Source organism: Diaphorobacter sp. LR2014-1 (assembly GCF_002916785.1).
GTDB classification, from domain to species: domain Bacteria; phylum Pseudomonadota; class Gammaproteobacteria; order Burkholderiales; family Burkholderiaceae_C; genus Diaphorobacter; species Diaphorobacter nitroreducens.
The window spans coordinates 73,006-88,545 of record NZ_MTBE01000004.1; the positions used below are offsets into that span (position 1 = coordinate 73,006).

The 15,540-nt window shown below is 69.7% G+C and carries 11 protein-coding genes; 6 read left to right on the forward strand and 5 right to left on the reverse strand.

The genetic code is table 11. The annotated features are described in order from the left end of the window. Positions 1-58 precede the first annotated feature (58 nt). The 6 genes from BV908_RS05080 to BV908_RS05110 all read left to right on the forward strand — a co-directional run bounded on the left by BV908_RS05080 (position 59) and on the right by BV908_RS05110 (position 8,737). On the forward strand, positions 59-931 hold the full coding sequence (locus tag BV908_RS05080) for a hypothetical protein (protein WP_015913994.1): 873 nt from the start codon (positions 59-61) through the stop codon (positions 929-931). Continuing rightward, positions 903-3,179 carry a penicillin-binding protein 1C gene (pbpC, locus tag BV908_RS05085; protein ID WP_103737411.1) on the forward strand — a complete coding sequence of 759 codons (2,277 nt, stop codon included), beginning with the start codon at positions 903-905 and terminating at the stop codon, positions 3,177-3,179. The genes BV908_RS05080 and pbpC overlap by 29 nt, the downstream gene beginning before the upstream one ends. A gap of 195 nt (positions 3,180-3,374) precedes the next feature. After that, positions 3,375-4,574, forward strand: coding sequence for an alpha-hydroxy acid oxidase (locus tag BV908_RS05090; protein WP_281631023.1), 1,200 nt, complete (start codon positions 3,375-3,377; stop codon positions 4,572-4,574). A 157-nt stretch (positions 4,575-4,731) separates the two neighbouring features. After that, entirely contained in the window at positions 4,732-5,667 is a 936-nt protein-coding gene (locus BV908_RS05095) for a DMT family transporter (RefSeq protein ID WP_011806416.1), read from the forward strand. Between the two features lie 216 nt (positions 5,668-5,883). Then, positions 5,884-7,041: a DNA polymerase IV gene (locus BV908_RS05105; protein ID WP_103737412.1), complete on the forward strand. Its 1,158-nt coding sequence runs from the start codon at positions 5,884-5,886 to the stop codon at positions 7,039-7,041. Between the two features lie 136 nt (positions 7,042-7,177). Then, positions 7,178-8,737, forward strand: coding sequence for a PAS domain-containing methyl-accepting chemotaxis protein (locus BV908_RS05110; protein WP_103737413.1), 1,560 nt, complete (start codon positions 7,178-7,180; stop codon positions 8,735-8,737). 115 nt (positions 8,738-8,852) lie between these two features. On the opposite strand, the gene queF is transcribed toward BV908_RS05110, so the two are convergent. From queF to BV908_RS05135, 5 genes are all read right to left on the reverse strand, one after another. Next, positions 8,853-9,698, reverse strand: coding sequence for an NADPH-dependent 7-cyano-7-deazaguanine reductase QueF (queF, locus tag BV908_RS05115; protein ID WP_011806413.1), 846 nt, complete (start codon positions 9,696-9,698; stop codon positions 8,853-8,855). Positions 9,699-9,756: 58 nt separating this feature from the next. Beyond that, positions 9,757-10,626, reverse strand: coding sequence for a 2OG-Fe(II) oxygenase (locus BV908_RS05120; protein ID WP_103737414.1), 870 nt, complete (start codon positions 10,624-10,626; stop codon positions 9,757-9,759). A gap of 22 nt (positions 10,627-10,648) precedes the next feature. Continuing rightward, complete coding sequence (locus BV908_RS05125) at positions 10,649-11,035, reverse strand: hypothetical protein (RefSeq protein WP_103737415.1); 387 nt, start codon at positions 11,033-11,035, stop codon at positions 10,649-10,651. A 31-nt stretch (positions 11,036-11,066) separates the two neighbouring features. Continuing rightward, positions 11,067-11,849 (reverse strand): peroxide stress protein YaaA, encoded by a 783-nt coding sequence (gene yaaA / locus BV908_RS05130; RefSeq protein WP_173370366.1) that lies wholly within the window; start codon positions 11,847-11,849, stop codon positions 11,067-11,069. Positions 11,850-11,996: 147 nt separating this feature from the next. Further along, complete coding sequence (locus BV908_RS05135) at positions 11,997-15,086, reverse strand: Rne/Rng family ribonuclease (RefSeq protein ID WP_103737416.1); 3,090 nt, start codon at positions 15,084-15,086, stop codon at positions 11,997-11,999. Between the last annotated feature and the right edge of the window lie 454 nt (positions 15,087-15,540).

Below are 15,540 nucleotides of genomic sequence, written 5' to 3' on the forward strand. Positions count from 1 at the left end.
GTGCGGCTGCGACTATGCTCGGCAGTTGTCCCTCTTCTTCGTCTGAAAGCCTTTGCACATGCTGATGGGTCTAGCCGCCAACCGTTTGCACCACCATACCGAAGACGGGGCGCTGTTCGCCTTCCTGCGCGCCTGCGAGGCGGGCATACGCGAACTGCGGCTGGGCCTGCACACCGTGGGCCGCACCCATGATGCGATCGCCGCCGCCGGCATGCTGCAGGGCTACCGGCCGCTGGTGCGCTACCCCTATGGGCGCGAGGGCGGGCTGATGAAGCTCGTGGCCGAGGTGGTGGGCATGCCCGAGCCGGGCCGCACGCTGGACGGCGCCATCTACCTCATCGACCCGGTGGACCCGTCGTCCATCTTCCCGGAGGCGCTGGCGCTCAAGCGCCAGTGCGTGATCCACGGCAAGCCGTTCCTGTCCACGGTGGCCAGCGCGCGCGACTGGGTGGAGATGGAGCGCATGCATGCCGGCCTGCCAGCCGACCGCAACGCCGACCGCTTCCATGACTACGGCGCGCAGACGCTGGCATTGATCGCGCACGATGCGATGAAGTCCGCCATGCTGGACTTTGCGGCGCGCAACTTCGAGCTGCTCTCGCGCTTTCGCCAGCGCGTGGCCACGGGCACCACGGGCCAGCGCTTGAACGAGCTGGCCTGGGCGCGCGGCTGGCCCGCCGATACGCCCTGGGTGCAGCGCTTCAACAGCGGCCCGCTGGGCGGCGACGCGCAGATTGCCGACTGGGTGCTGCAGCGGCGCTGCCACCGCGCCATCTTCTTCGAGGACCCGCATGTGGCGCGCCAGCACGAGGCCGACATCCAGTTGCTGGAGCGCGCAGTGACCACCGCCACGCACGACGCGGTATGCACCACCTCGCCCCAGGTGGCGCAGCGCTGGTGCGATGCGGCCGCACTGCGCGCCACGCGGTGATGCGCCTGTGAGGTGGCGACGCGCCCTCGCGGCGGCGTGTCTGGCGCTGGCCAGCACCGTCAGCCTGGCGCTGCCCACGTTCGATGAGGTGCGCGCCGATTTCCGCTCGTCCGAGACCCTGGTGCTTTCGCGCGAGGGCGAGGTGCTGCAGCGCCTGCGTACCGACGCCACCGTGCGCCGCGGCCAGTGGCTGGGCCTGGCCGATGTGTCGCCCGCGCTGCGCCAGGCGCTGGTGCTGAGCGAGGACCGGCGCTTTTACGAGCACAGCGGCGTGGACTGGGCCGCGGTGTCGGCCGCCGCCTGGGGCAACCTGTGGAACCAGCGCACGCGCGGCGCCAGCACGCTGACCATGCAGCTGGCGGGGCTGCTCGACGGCCCGGATGCCGATTTCTTGCGCCAGGGCCCCGGTGGGCGCAGCGTGCCGCAGAAGCTGGGGCAGGCCGTGGCCGCACAGGTGCTGGACCGACGCTGGCGCAAGGACCAGATCCTGGAGGCGTACCTCAACCTGGTGCCGTTTCGCGGGGAGATCGTGGGCATCGACGCGCTGGCGCGCACGCTGTTCGGCAAAGCCGCGCACGGCCTGGATGAGCGCGAGGCCGCCGTGGCCGCGGCCCTGGTGCGCGCGCCCAATGCGCGGCCCGCATTGGTGGCCCGGCGCGCCTGTGGCGTGCTGCGCGACATGCAACGGGCGGGCCACAGCGGCGCGCAGGGTGCCGATTGCGACGCGCTGGACCTGTTCACCACCGCCGCGTTGCAGCGCCGCGCGTTCGACGCCAGCGAGGGCATCGCGCCGCACTTTGCGCGCCAGCTGCTGCGCCAGGGGGCGCGCATGCCGTCGGGCAGTGCGCAGCAGCGCGTGCGCGCCACGCTCAGCGCGCCGCTGCAGCGCATGGCGGTGGACACGCTCACGCGCCACCTGCGCGAGCTGCGCGGGCGCAACGTGGAAGACGCCGCGCTGGTGGTGCTGGACAACGCCACGGGCGAGGTGCTGGCCTGGGTGGGCTCGTCCGGCCCCTTGAGCCAGGCGGCCGAGGTGGATGGCGTGCTGGCCCTGCGCCAGCCCGGCTCCACGCTCAAGCCCTTCCTGTACGCGCAGGCGATTGCCGAGCGGCGGCTCACGGCCGCCTCGCTGGTGCACGATTCGCCCGCGCACATCGCCACCGCCGGCGGGCTCTACATCCCGCAAAACTACGACCGCCAGTTCAAGGGCTGGGTGTCCGCGCGCACCGCGCTGGCCGCCTCGCTGAACGTGCCGGCGGTACGCACGCTGGTGATGGTGACACCCGACGCCTTCTTCGAGCAACTGCGGCGCCTGGGCCTGCCGCTGCCGGAATCGGGCGGCTATTACGGCTACAGCCTGGCGCTGGGCAGCAGCGAGGTGCCGCTGCTGCACCTGACCAATGCCTACCGTGCGCTGGCCAACGGCGGGCGCCTGAGCCCCGTGGCCTATGCGCCTGCGCAGCGCCCGGCGTTCACGCCGGCGCTGGATGCCGGCGCGGCCTTCATCGTGGGGGACATCCTGTCGGATGCCAACGCGCGCGTGCGCACCTTTGGCACCGACAGCGTGCTGGCCACGCGCTTCTGGACGGCGGTGAAAACCGGCACCAGCAAGGACATGCGCGACAACTGGGCCGTGGGCTGGTCGCAGCGCTACACCGTGGGCGTGTGGGTGGGCAACGCCAGCGGCGCCGCCATGCATGACGTGAGCGGCACCAGCGGCGCAGCGCCCATCTGGGCCGAGGTCATGGGCTGGCTGCACCGCAGCACGCCCAGCCGCGCGCCGCGCCCGCCACAGGGCCTGGTGCGGCAGGCGGTGCGCTTCGGGCCGGGCGACGGTGGCCAGCCGCTGGAGGGTGCGCGGCAGGAGTGGTTCATGGGCGGCACGCAGCAAGCGTTATTTGCTATCGAAAGTGAAGCTGGTGGCGCAAGCGAGACGGGCGTTACAGGCACAAATGATGCAAGTCCTGAGGCGGTAGCGGCGCGCATCCTGGCGCCGGCGTCGGGCACCGTGGTGGCGCTGGACCCGGACATTCCGCCCGCGCACCAGCGCCTGCAATTCACGGCGGGCGGTGTGGGCCGCGCGGCGGTGCGCTGGCGCATCGACGGGCGGATGGCCGGCAGCGGCGCGCAGTGGGCATGGCTGCCTTGGCCGGGCCGCCACCGCGTGGAGCTGATGGACGCCCAGGGCAAGGTACTGGACCAGGTGCAGATCGAGGTGCGCGGCGCGGGCGTGCGCGCGCGGCGCTGACGCAGCGGCACGTGCGAGCCCGGTGCCTGGTGCCCGCGCCCGCGCCCGCGCTGCAAAATTTTCACAGCGCGCTCAAATCCTTCAAGCACGCGGCGCCGGGCTGGGACTACGATCCACGCTTTTCCGTCAACGCACTCACCAAGAGCCTGCCGGACTGGGAAGGCACCGGCCATTCGCTGGCGCTCCAGGCGCGGCATGCTCGCACAGCCCGAGGGATTTGCCGTGGCCGACCTGTCCAAAATCACCTGCATCGAAGACCTGCGCGTGGTCGCTGAACGCCGCGTGCCGCGCATGTTCTATGACTACGCCGACTCGGGCGCCTGGACCGAGGGCACCTACCGCGCCAACGAAGACGATTTCCACCCCATCAAGCTGCGCCAGCGCGTGGCGGTGAACATGGAAGGGCGTACCACGGCCACCACGCTGGTGGGGCAGCAGGCCAAGATGCCCGTGTGCATCGCGCCCGTGGGCCTCACGGGCATGCAGCATGCCGACGGCGAGATCCACGCCGCGCGCGCGGCCGAGAAGTTCGGCATTCCGTTCACGCTGTCCACGATGAGCATCTGCTCCATCGAGGACATTGCCGAGAACACCAGCGCGCCGTTCTGGTTCCAGCTGTACATGATGCGCGACCGCGATGCCATGGCCCGCATGATCCAGCGCGCCAAGGACGCCAAGTGCAGTGCCCTGGTGCTCACATTGGACCTGCAGGTGATCGGCCAGCGCCACAAGGACATCAAGAACGGCCTGACCGCGCCGCCGAAGCCCACGCTGGCCAACATCATCAACCTCATGACCAAGCCCCAGTGGTGCCTGGGCATGGCCGGCACGCGCCGGCGCACCTTCCGCAACCTGGTGGGGCATGTGAAGGGCGTGTCGGACATGAGTTCGCTGGCCGCCTGGACCAACGAGCAGTTCGACCCGCGCCTGTCCTGGGCCGACGTGGCCTGGGTGAAGGAGCAGTGGGGCGGCAAGCTGATCCTCAAGGGCATCATGGTCGAGGAGGACGCGCGCCTGGCCGTGCAGCACGGCGCCGACGCCATCGTGGTCAGCAACCACGGCGGGCGCCAGCTGGACGGCGCGCCGTCCGCCATCCATGCGCTGCCAGCCATCGTGGATGCCGTGGGCACGCAGACCGAAGTGTGGATGGACGGCGGCATCCGCAGCGGCCAGGACGTGCTCAAGGCCTGGGCGCTGGGCGCGCGCGGCACCATGATCGGCCGCGCCATGGTGTATGGCCTGGGCGCATTCGGCGAGGCGGGCGTGACCAAGGCGCTGCAGATCCTCCACAAGGAGCTGGACGTGACCATGGCCTTCTGCGGCCACACCAACATCCAGAACGTGGACCGCTCCATCCTCGTGCCCGGCACCTATCCCACCGCGCCGCAGAGCTGACGCGCACTATTGTTTTAATAGCTGCTGGCGCTTGGTAGATAAGCGCTGGCGGCCGATTTGGCTTCGGGTATTCAGGATGGCCATCGCCATGGGCTGAGGCGCCCCTCGCCAATCGCAGGGGCTGCGCGGCGATGGCGCTGGCTATGCTCGGCGGCGCATGACCTCCTCCCTGACCGCCGTTGCACCCTGGCTCTGGGTGCCCGTGGTGCTGTTTGCCGCGCTGGCGCAGACCGTGCGCAACACCGCGCAGCGCTCCCTGACCGCCGAGCTGGGCACGCTGCCCGCCACGCTGGTGCGCTTTCTCTACGGCCTGCCGTTTGCCGGCGTGTGGCTGGCGTTGCTGTACGCCTGGCCCGCGCAGCCGCCGGCCGTGCCGCATTTCAGCGCCGCCTACCTGGGCTGGATCGCGCTGGGCGCGTTCTTCCAGATCGCGGGCACGGCCTTCCTGCTGCTGGCCATGGCCGAGCGCAACTTCGCCGTTGCCGTGACCCTGTCCAAGACCGAGGTGCTGCAGGTGGCGCTGTTCGCCAGCGTGTTCCTGCACGAACTGCCCACGCCGCTCGCGCTGCTGGCGATGGTGGTGGCCACGCTGGGCGTGCTGCTGCTGTCGCTGCCCCCGCGCGGACAGCTGCTGTCGCCTGCAGCCTGGCTGAGCCGCCCGGCCCTCTATGGGCTGGCCTGCGGCGCCAGCTTTGCGATCGCCTCGGTGGGTTTTCGCGGCGGGGCGCTGGCGCTGGGGGCCGAGACGCCGTGGCTGTCGGGCGCCTGGGGCGTGCTGATCGCGCAGACGCTGCAGACGCTGGGCCTGGGCGCCTGGGTGGCGCTCAAGACCGAGCGGGGCCTGGCGCCGCTGTGGCCGGCGTGGCGCATGTCGCTGGTGGCGGGCAGCATGGGTGCGGCCGCGTCGCTGGCGTGGTTCACCGCCTATGCCATGCAGACCACGGGCGCCGTGCGCACGCTGGGCATGGTGGAGGTGGTGTTCAGCTACCTGGTGTCGCGCCGCCTGTTCAGCGAGTCTTTCACGCGGCCCGAGAAGATCGGCATGGCGTTGATGCTGGTGGGGTTGGTGCTGATCTGCCTGCAGGGCGTGTGAAGAGAAACACCCCCTGAGTCGCTTCGCGCCTTCCCCCCGCTCTCGCATTGCTGCGCAATGCGGGCAGGGGGACGCCACCAGCGCGGCGGGGCGGCCCTTGCGCGGTGGCCCACGCCGGGGGGCGCGCCAGTTTCCTAGGCGGCACGCCTCGCGCAGCGCGCGACAATTGCCGCCGTGACCGCTACTGCCTCTGATCGCCGCATCGCCCACCTCGACATGGATGCGTTCTACGCCTCCGTCGAACTCCTGCGCTACCCGCAACTCAAGGGGCTGCCCGTGGTGATCGGTGGCGGCCGCCGCCCGCAGGACGAAGCGCTGACCGCTGCCTACGCCGGGCGGCCGGGGGATATTCCGGTGGCGGCGTTTGCGCTGCTGAAGGACTACGCGGGCCGCGGCGTGATCACCACCGCCACCTATGCGGCGCGCCAGTTCGGCGTGGGCTCGGCCATGGGGTTGATGAAGGCCGCGCGCCTGTGTCCGCAGGCCGTGCTGCTGCCGGTGGACTTTGCTGCCTACCGCCGCTACTCCAGGCTTTTCAAGGAAGTGATCCTCTCCATCGCGCCCGTCATGGAAGACCGCGGCGTGGACGAGGTGTACATCGACTTTACGCGAGTAGCGGGCGGCCAGCGCGACGGCGGGCGGGTGCTGGCGCGGCTGATCCAGAAGAGCATCTTCGACGCCACGGGGCTGACCTGCTCGATCGGCGTGGCGCCCAACAAGCTCATCGCCAAGATGGCGAGCGAGTTCAACAAGCCCAATGGCATCTCCATCGTGCAGCCAGGCGACCTGCAGCCCCTGATCTGGCCGCTGGACTGCCGCAAGATCAACGGCGTGGGCCCCAAGGCCGAGGCCAGGCTGCTCGCCCACGGCATCCGCACCATTGGCGAACTGGCCCAGCGGCCGCTGCCGTGGCTGATGCAGCAGTTCGGGCGTTCCTACGGTGCCTGGCTGCACGACGCGGCCTGGGGGCGCGACGAGCGCGCGGTGGTGACCGAGAGCGAGCCCGTCTCCATGAGCCGCGAAACCACCTTTGAGCGCGACCTGCACGCGGTGCACGACCGGGCAGAACTGGGCCGCATCTTCACCGCACTGTGCGAGCAGGTGGCGGGGGACCTGCAGCGCAAGGGCTACGCGGGCCGCACCATCGGCATCAAGCTGCGCTACGACGATTTCAAGATCGCCACCCGCGACCAGACGGTGGCGGACTTCACCCAGGATGCGGCCACCATCCGCCGCGTGGCGGGCCTGTGCCTCAAACGCGTGCCCTTGACCAAGCGCCTGCGCCTGCTGGGCGTGCGCGTGGGCAACCTGCTGCCCCAGGCAGCCGTTGCCCAGCAGGCGGCGGGTTGGGGCGAAAGCGCGCCGTTGTTCTGATCGGGGCGGGATGTCGCACCATGTTGGTGCGAATTTGCTTGACGTAAATCTAGGGGTAATTCATAAAAGTTACACTCGTTTACTCACAGTCCTGACGGCCCCGCATAGAGGCCGTTCGTCCTTTCAGAGGTTCTGCATGCGTGTGAACGTCCCGGTCACGGGCCGCGGGTATGACTATCCCGCCGATGAGTTGCTGGTGTCTCTCACCAATACCCGGGGTGAAATCACCCACTGCAATCCCGCGTTCGCGCGGGTGAGTGGCTATTCCCATGACGAACTCATGGGCCAGCCGCACAACCTCGTCCGCCATCCCGACATGCCCCCGGCGGCCTTCAAGGACCTGTGGTCCACCATCGGCCGCGGCAAGCCCTGGACGGGGCTGGTCAAGAACCGCCGCAAGAACGGCGACCACTACTGGGTGCGCGCCAACGTGGTGCCGGTGCTGGAACGCGGCAAACCCGTGGGCTACATGTCGGTGCGGGTGAAGCCATCGGCCGACGAGGTGGCCGCGGCCGACGCTCTGTATGCGCGCATGCGCGCCGAGGCCCAGTCCGGCCGCGTCACGCTGGTGCTGCGCGAGGGCGAGCTGCTGCACGGCGGCCCACGCGGCTGGATGGAGCGTCTGGTACGCCTGGGTCTTACGGCACGCATGGCCCTTACGTTGGCGCTGCTGTCCATCGCGGTACTGTTGCCCGACGCGCTGGGCCTTGCGGGCTGGGCGGCCGTGGCATGGCGGGCCGCCGCGCTGGGGCTGGGCGCGGGCGTCATGCTGAACTACTTTCACCGCCACTTCTCGACCGCGCTGGAGGAGGCCGAGCGGTTTGCCGGCGACATCGCGGGCTGCAACCTGGCCACCACGGCGCGCACCGACTATTCGGCGTCGCTGGGCGCGCTCATGCGCCGTCTGGTGCAGATCCAGATCAACCTGCGCGCCGTGGTGGGCGATGTGCGCACCGAAGTGCAGGGCTTTTCTTCCGCCGCCACGCAGGTGGCGCAGGGCGGACGCGAACTGTCGGCGCGCACCGAAGCGCAGGCCGGCAGCCTGCAGCAGACTGCAGCCGCCATGGAGGAACTGGCCAGCACCGTGGCCCACACGGCGGATGCGGCGGCGCAGATGGCGAGCGAGAGCGAGCGCAATATGGCCGTGGCCAGCCGCGGCGGCGCCGCCATCGCCGAGGTGGCGCAGTCCATGGAGCACATCCGCCGCTCGTCGGCGCGCATGGGCGAGATCATCGGCGTGATCGAGAGCATTGCCTTCCAGACCAACCTGCTGGCGCTCAACGCCGCGGTGGAAGCCGCGCGCGCGGGCGAGCAGGGCCGCGGCTTTGCCGTGGTGGCGGGCGAGGTGCGCGCGCTGGCGCAGCGCAGTGCCACCGCCGCCAAGGAGATCAGCGGCCTGATCGGCCAGACGGTGGACGGCATCGCCGATGGCAACCGGCGCATGGCGCAGGCGGGCCGCACCATCGAGGAGATGGTGGACGCGGTGCGGCGCGTGAGCACCCAGGTGCAGGAGATCACGACCGCCACGCGCGAGCAGTCCGAAGGCATCGGCCAGGTGAACGAGGCCATCGTCCAGCTCGACAGCGTGACGCAGCAGAACGCCGCGTTGGTGGAGGAGTCGGCCGCCGCGGCCCAGGCGCTGCGCGCAGGCGTGACTTCGTTGGGCCGCAGCGTGGATGTGTTCCGCCTGGGCTGACGGGCCGTCCAGCGCGTGGCGCTTTCGGTGAAAAGGCACGCGCGGCCACCGGCTGCATGGGGCGGTGCCGGGCCCTGTGCTGCTACGGGCGCGCGGCTGCCATGCGATTGCCGCTTTATTGCCGCGCGGTGCGCACGTTGCGCTGCAGCTGCTGCGGGTGGCTGGTGCGCAGGGGGTTGATGTCCAGGCCGCCGCGGCGTGTGTAGCGCGCGTACACGGCCAGCTTGATGGGGCGGCAGCGCGTCCAGATGTCCATGAAGATGCGCTCCACGCACTGCTCGTGGAATTCGTTGTGGTTGCGAAAGCTCACCAGGTACTGCAACAGGCCGGCCTGGTCGATCTGCGCGCCGCTGTAGGTGATCTGCACGCTGCCCCAGTCGGGCTGGCCGGTCACCAGGCAGTTGCTCTTGAGCAGGTGGCTCACCAGCGTCTCGGTCACCGGGGCCTCGTCATGGTGGGCGGCCAGCAGCTCGGGTGCGGGCTGGTAGCGCGTGCATTCCACGTCCAGGCGGTCCAGCAGCAGGCCGTCCAGCTCGTGGATGGGCTCGCGGTCGAAGGCCTCGGGCAGCAGCAGCGTCACGCCCACGGTGCCGGGATGCTCGGCGCCGCGCCACACGGCCTCGCTCACGTCGGCGCGGATGCGCGCACGCACTTCGGCCTCGCTGGCAAAGCGGGTGTTGTTGAAGCTGTTCAGGTACAGCTTGAACGACTTGCTCTCGACGATGTGGGGCGTCTCGCAGGGAACGGTGATGTGGGCGATGGCCACCTGCGGCTTGCCGCGCAGGTTGAGCCACGACAGCTCGAACGCCGTCCACAGGTCCGCGCCGAAGAAGGGGGCGTTGCCGTCGATACCGATCTCGGCGCGCTTGTCCGCGCGCGGGATGGGAAACAGCAGCGACGCGTCGTACTGGTCGGCATAGGCCGAGGCCTTGCCGAGCTGGGAGTGTTCCGGGGTGTTCATGGTGTGCTATGGATTGGATAGCTGCTAGCGCTTGTCGAATAAGCGCTAGCGGCCCATTTCATTTGAATTCCCGTTCGCGCAGCCATTTGGTGGCGATCCACTTCTCGCCCTCGATCACCGAGGCGCCGCCGTGCAGCGTGCGCGTGCTGGGGTGGGGCCGTTCGTAGCTGAAGAACACCGCATTGCCCTGGCGCGGCGCCACCTCCAGGGGCACGTCGGGGAAGGTGGTGCCGCCGCCCTTGAGCGGGTTGTTCAGGTAGATCACCAGCGTTGCCACGCGCTGGCCGCCGCGGCGCACGATGGTGGAGGTGCCGGGCTGGTCGGGGTCGAAGTAGTCGTAGTGCGGCTTGTATTCCGCGCCGGGGCGGTAGTGCAGCACCTGCAGGCCTTCGCCGTTCTGGATGGGCCAGCGCACCAGGCGGGCGATGCGCTCTTCCAGCCGCTGCACCACGGGCGTCTCGCCGCGCTGGAAGAACATGCCGTCGCTGGTGCGGTCCGCGTTCACCTCTTCGCCGCCGGTGGTGGTCTGCACGGTGAGCGAGCGTGCCATGCGTGGCCGTGCGGCATCGATGATGGCCTGGCATTCCTCGGGCGACAGCAGGTTGCCGAACAGCACCACGCGCGGGTGGGCCATCGACATCAGCACCTCGACCTGGCGGTCGCCCACGTCGACGAAGAGCGGCGCGTCGGCGATGTCGGGCTCGGGCACCGGCACGGCGGGCGGCAGGCCTTGCGGCTGCACCGCGCCGTCCAGATGCGCGCGCAGTACCTCCTCCACCGCGCGCACGGCAACGCTATCGGCCCAGCCCGCGTTGCGCATGGCCTCGATCAGTGCGGGCGTGGCGATGCCGGCGCCGGACTGGTCGAGGATCCACTGGCGCAGCTCGGGCGTAACGGACTGGGAGGAGGCGAAGCTGTGATCGGGCATGGGCTTTCGTTGGGGCAGGGTTTCAGGTGCGCTTGAGGCCCAGCACCTGCAGTTCGGCATCGCTCAAGCGCGACAGCACGTCGCTGCGCAGCGTCTGCAGGCGCTGGTGGTGGCGAAAGTCCAGGTCTACACCCTGCAGCGGCTGCACGCCGTCGGACGCGAGCGCATAAGCCTCGCCGGCCGTCTCGTTCACCAGCAGCCACATGCGCCGCACCTGGCCCCGCTGGCCGCCATGCGTGTGCTGGGCGGCAAACGCCTGCGCATCGGCGCGCCGGGTGAAGGTGGCTTTCAGGAATTCTTCGCGCATGAACGTGATCCACACGCCCCAGCCTTCGCGCACGGTGGCCTCGAAGGGCTGGTCGACGGCTTGGGTGGCGGGGTAGTGCGCGGTTTCGACGGCGTGGTTCATGGGGGGCGTCCAGGAAAGGAGGGGAACCTGTCTAGCTGCCGGCGGCGTGGCGGCGGAACACGAGCCGGTCGGGCTGGGACGAGGCCGGGTGGAAAGCATAGCCTTCCAGGTCGAATTCCTCCAGCCGCCGCGGGGTGGCCGCGCGCTGCTGAATGGCCCAGCGCGCCATCAGGCCGCGCGCGCGCTTGGCGTAGAAGCTGATGATCTTGTACTGGCCGGCCTTGTGGTCCTCGAACACGCATTCGATCACGCGCGCCTTGAGCACCTTGCGGTCCACGGACTTGAAGTACTCCTGCGAAGCCAGGTTGACCACCACCGGCGTGGCGTCCGCGGCCAGGCGCTGGTTCAGGTGTTCGGCGATGCGCGCGCCCCAGAACTGGTAAAGGTTGGCGCCGGCATCGGTCGCCAGGCGCGTGCCCATCTCCAGGCGATAGGGCTGCATGCGGTCCAGCGGCCGCAGCACACCGTACAGGCCGCTCAGGATGGCGACATGCTGCTGCGCCCACTGCAGGTCTTCGAGGGAGAGCGACTGTGCCTGCAGCCCTTCGTACACGTCGCCGTTGAAGGCCATCACCGCCTGGCGCGCGTTGGCGGCCGTGAAGCGCGGCTGCCAGGCCGCATAGCGCGCCACGTTGAGGGCGGCCAGCGGGTCGCTGATCGACATCAGCGCGGCCACTTCCTGCGGCGACTTCTCGCGCAGCACCGCGATCAGGCGCTGTGCGTCGGGCACGAACGCGGGCAGCGTGTGCGGCAGGCCGGCGGGCAGGGGGGTGTCGTAGTCCAGCGACTTGGCGGGCGACAGCAGGAACAGCACGGTCATTACTCCCAATGTGCGAGCTGCCGTGGCTATCAGCTGAATATGCCTCTAAGGCTTATCCATCAAGCGCCAGCAGCTCATTTATCGATAGCGTAAAACGCCACCGGGGGCATGATGCCCCCGGTGTTCTGCCATGGCGCGGGCTTAGGCGGCCGCGTTGTCCTGGTCGAACGGCAGCTGCATCGCACCCAGGTCGCGGCGGGTTTCCACCAGCACCAGCGGACCTTCATCCAGCACCACCACGGGCGCGCGCTCGCGCGGCACGTGGACGGGCTTGGGCTCGGCCGCAATCGCGGCCTGCGCGGCGGCGATCTTCTGGGCGTCGGAATTCACCCATTGCAGGCCCGAAGCCTGCGCCACCTGCTGCAGCGTGTCCACGGGCAGCGTGAATGCCTGCACGCGCGGCATGCCGCCGGTTGCCGGCGCTACCGCGGTGGCAGCCGGAGCCGGTGCGGGCACAGGTGCCGCTGCAACGGGCGCGGGCGCCGGTGCGGGGGCTGCCACGGCGGCCGGGGGCGGCGTCACTGCGGCAGCGGCTTCGGACGCGGCCTGCGGCGTTGCCGCCGGGGCAGATGCCGGAGCGGAGGCGAAATAGCTGCGGCGTGCGGGGGCGGAGTCCTCCTCGGCCGGCGCAGCGGGAGCGGGGAGGTCCAGGTCCATCAGCGGCGCGCCAGGCGCTTCGGCATCGGCACCGGTGGCGCTGGCCTCGGCATTGCGCGGGCCGCGCTCGCCACGTTCGCGGCGGTCGCGTCCATAGCGGTCGCGCGAACGGCGCTCGCGGCGCTCCTCGCCGGCGGGGGCCTCGGCGCCGGACGTACCGACTTCAGCGCCGGACAGGTCCAGGTCCGGCAATGCGGCCAGGGGCGCAGTGTCGGCAAAGTCGGCGCCAGCGGCGGGGGCGTTGGCGTCGATGGTGCGCGGGCCGCGTTCGCGGCGCTCGCCGCCGCGTTCGCCACCGCGCTCACGGCGCTCGCCTCGTTCACCCCGTTCGCGGCGTTCACCGCGCTCGCCGGTGCGTGCCGTGCGCTCCTCGGTCACTGCCACGTCGGCATCGGTCGTGACCGGTGAGTTGGCCAGGTCGGCCGCAGACTGCACGGGCGGCTGTGCGTTGCGCTCACCGCGCTCGCGGCCGCCACGGCCTTCGCGCGGCTCGCGGCGGCTCTCGCCTTCCGCGCGATCGCCACGGCGTTCGCCGTCGCGGCCATTGCGTGGCTCACGCGGTTCGCGGTTCTCGCGGCCCTCGGCGCTGCGCTCGCCGCCACGGCCTTCGCCACGGCGGCCGCGGCCTTCGCCGCCTTCGCGGTTGCCATTGCGCTCACCGCCACGCTCGCCGCTGCGTTCACCAGTGCGTTCGCCACGGCGACCGCCGCGCTCACCGCGACGCCCTTCGCCGCGTGCGCCGGGTTCCGCGGGCGTCTGCGCGGGGGCGGCCACAGGTGCGGGCGCGGGTGCGGCGCCAAAGCCGAACAGGCTCTTGATCCATGCGAAGAAGCCCTGCTCGGGCGCAGGTGCGGCGGCCGGGCGCTGGGGCGCAGGCGTGGGGGCCGTTGCCGGGCGCTGCTGGCCCTGGCCCTGCGGGCGCGTGGCGCCGCGGGCGGCGCCTTCGGGGCGCGGCTCGGCCACAGGGGCCGGTGCGTCGGGCAACACGCCCTTGATCACGGGCGTCTGCTTGTTGGTGGGCTCCTGCGAGCGGCGCGTGACCTTGGTCTGGTCTTCCTCCACGTCGGCCAGCTTGTAGCTGGCGTCCAGGTTTTCCAGGCGCGGGTCGTCGTGCTTGAGGCGCTCCAGCTTGTAGTGCGGCGTTTCCAGCGACTTGTTGGGGATCACCACCACGGAGACGCGCTGCTTGAGTTCGATCTTGGCGATCTCGGTGCGCTTTTCGTTGAGCAGGAAGCTGGCCACCTCCACCGGCACCTGGCAGTGCACGGCGGCGGTGCTGTCCTTCATGGACTCTTCCTGGATCATGCGCAGCATCTGCAGCGAGAAGCCTTCCGTGTCGCGCACGTGGCCGGTGCCGTCGCACAGCGGGCAGCGGATGTGCGCGCCTTCGGACAGCGAGGGCTTCAGGCGCTGGCGGCTCATCTCCATGAGGCCGAACTTGCTGATGGTGCCGAACTGCACGCGGGCGCGGTCCTGGCGCAGCGCGTCGCGCAGGCGGTTTTCCACTTCGCGGCGGTTCTTGCTCTCCTCCATGTCGATGAAGTCGATCACGATCAGGCCGCCCAGGTCGCGCAGGCGCATCTGGCGTGCCACCTCGTCGGCGGCCTCCAGGTTGGTGCGCGTGGCGGTTTCCTCGATGTCGCCGCCCTTGATGGCGCGTGCCGAGTTCACGTCCACGCTGACCAGCGCCTCGGTGTGGTCGATCACGATGGCGCCGCCCGAGGGCAGGGTCACGGTGCGCGCGTAGGCGGACTCGATCTGGTGCTCGATCTGGAAGCGCGAGAACAGCGGTGCGTCGTCGCGGTAGCGCTTGACCTTGCCGGCATGCTCGGGCATGACGTGCGCCATGAACTGGTGCGCCTGCTCGTAGATGTCGTCAGTGTCGATGAGGATGTCACCGATGTCGCTGTTGAAGTAGTCGCGGATGGCGCGGATCACCAGGCTGGATTCCTGGTAGATCAGGAAGGCGCCCTTGCCGGCCTTGGCGGCGCCATCGATGGCGGTCCACAGCTTGAGCAGGTAGTTCAGGTCCCATTGCAACTCGGGCGCGGAACGGCCGATGCCGGCGGTGCGCGCGATGATGCTCATGCCCTTGGGGTACTCCAGCTGGTCCATCGCCTCCTTGAGCTCGGCGCGGTCCTCGCCCTCAATGCGGCGCGACACGCCCCCGCCGCGCGGGTTGTTGGGCATCAGTACCACATAGCGGCCGGCCAGGCTGATGAAGGTGGTCAGGGCCGCGCCCTTGTTGCCGCGCTCTTCCTTCTCGACCTGGACGATCAGCTCCTGGCCTTCCTTGATCACGTCCTGGATCCTGGCCTGGCTGGGTGATACGCCCTCGGCGAAATACTGTTTGGAGATTTCCTTGAACGGCAGGAAGCCGTGGCGGTCTTCGCCATAGTCAACGAAGCAGGCCTCCAGCGACGGTTCCACGCGCGTGACGACGGCTTTGTAGATGTTGCCCTTGCGCTGCTCGCGCCCTTCGATCTCGATCTCGTAGTCCAGCAGCTTCTGGCCGTCCACGATGGCCAGGCGCCGCTCCTCGGGCTGCGTGGCATTGATGAGCATCCGCTTCATGATGCAATTCCTTTTCGTTGTGTCGTGGCGGCCCGCGCGCAGCGCTCTCTCAGGGCTGCAGCGGCGCGTACCGCCGGTTCCAAACCAAACAGGCTCTACACGAGCCGGAAATGCCTGGACTGACGCATCGAAACGAGGGAATTGCCGGGATGCACCACGACTGCTGGGTTGGCTAACTCAGCAGGCGGGGTGGTGGCGCGTGGATGGGGGCGAGCCGGTCAGCGCGCAGGCGTGCTACTAAAAATGTAGCTATTGGCGCTTGACCGGCGGGTGTTGGTGGCGATTTGCGTGCACGTGGCAAAGGCTGACGCCCTCGCCACAATGACACCATCCATGCCAGCAACACCCACATGATTTTCGCTTTGATCCGCTGGCCGCAGTGCCCGGGTGGGGTGAGCGGCCAGCTTGGGATTCCGTAGATTCAGTGTTTCGATTTGTCAGCCTGCGCGGTCGA

What these genes read in the sequence shown, in the direction of transcription:
- BV908_RS05080 (WP_015913994.1), top strand. Translation starts at nt 59, where the DNA reads ATGCTGATGGGTCTAGCCGCCAACCGTTTGCACCACCATACCGAAGAC.
- pbpC (WP_103737411.1), top strand. Translation starts at nt 903, where the DNA reads ATGCGGCCGCACTGCGCGCCACGCGGTGATGCGCCTGTGAGGTGGCGA.
- BV908_RS05090 (WP_281631023.1), top strand. Translation starts at nt 3,375, where the DNA reads ATGCTCGCACAGCCCGAGGGATTTGCCGTGGCCGACCTGTCCAAAATC.
- BV908_RS05095 (WP_011806416.1), top strand. Translation starts at nt 4,732, where the DNA reads ATGACCTCCTCCCTGACCGCCGTTGCACCCTGGCTCTGGGTGCCCGTG.
- BV908_RS05105 (WP_103737412.1), top strand. Translation starts at nt 5,884, where the DNA reads ATGGATGCGTTCTACGCCTCCGTCGAACTCCTGCGCTACCCGCAACTC.
- BV908_RS05110 (WP_103737413.1), top strand. Translation starts at nt 7,178, where the DNA reads ATGCGTGTGAACGTCCCGGTCACGGGCCGCGGGTATGACTATCCCGCC.
- queF (WP_011806413.1), bottom strand. Translation starts at nt 9,698, where the DNA reads ATGAACACCCCGGAACACTCCCAGCTCGGCAAGGCCTCGGCCTATGCC.
- BV908_RS05120 (WP_103737414.1), bottom strand. Translation starts at nt 10,626, where the DNA reads ATGCCCGATCACAGCTTCGCCTCCTCCCAGTCCGTTACGCCCGAGCTG.
- BV908_RS05125 (WP_103737415.1), bottom strand. Translation starts at nt 11,035, where the DNA reads ATGAACCACGCCGTCGAAACCGCGCACTACCCCGCCACCCAAGCCGTC.
- BV908_RS05135 (WP_103737416.1), bottom strand. Translation starts at nt 15,086, where the DNA reads ATGAAGCGGATGCTCATCAATGCCACGCAGCCCGAGGAGCGGCGCCTG.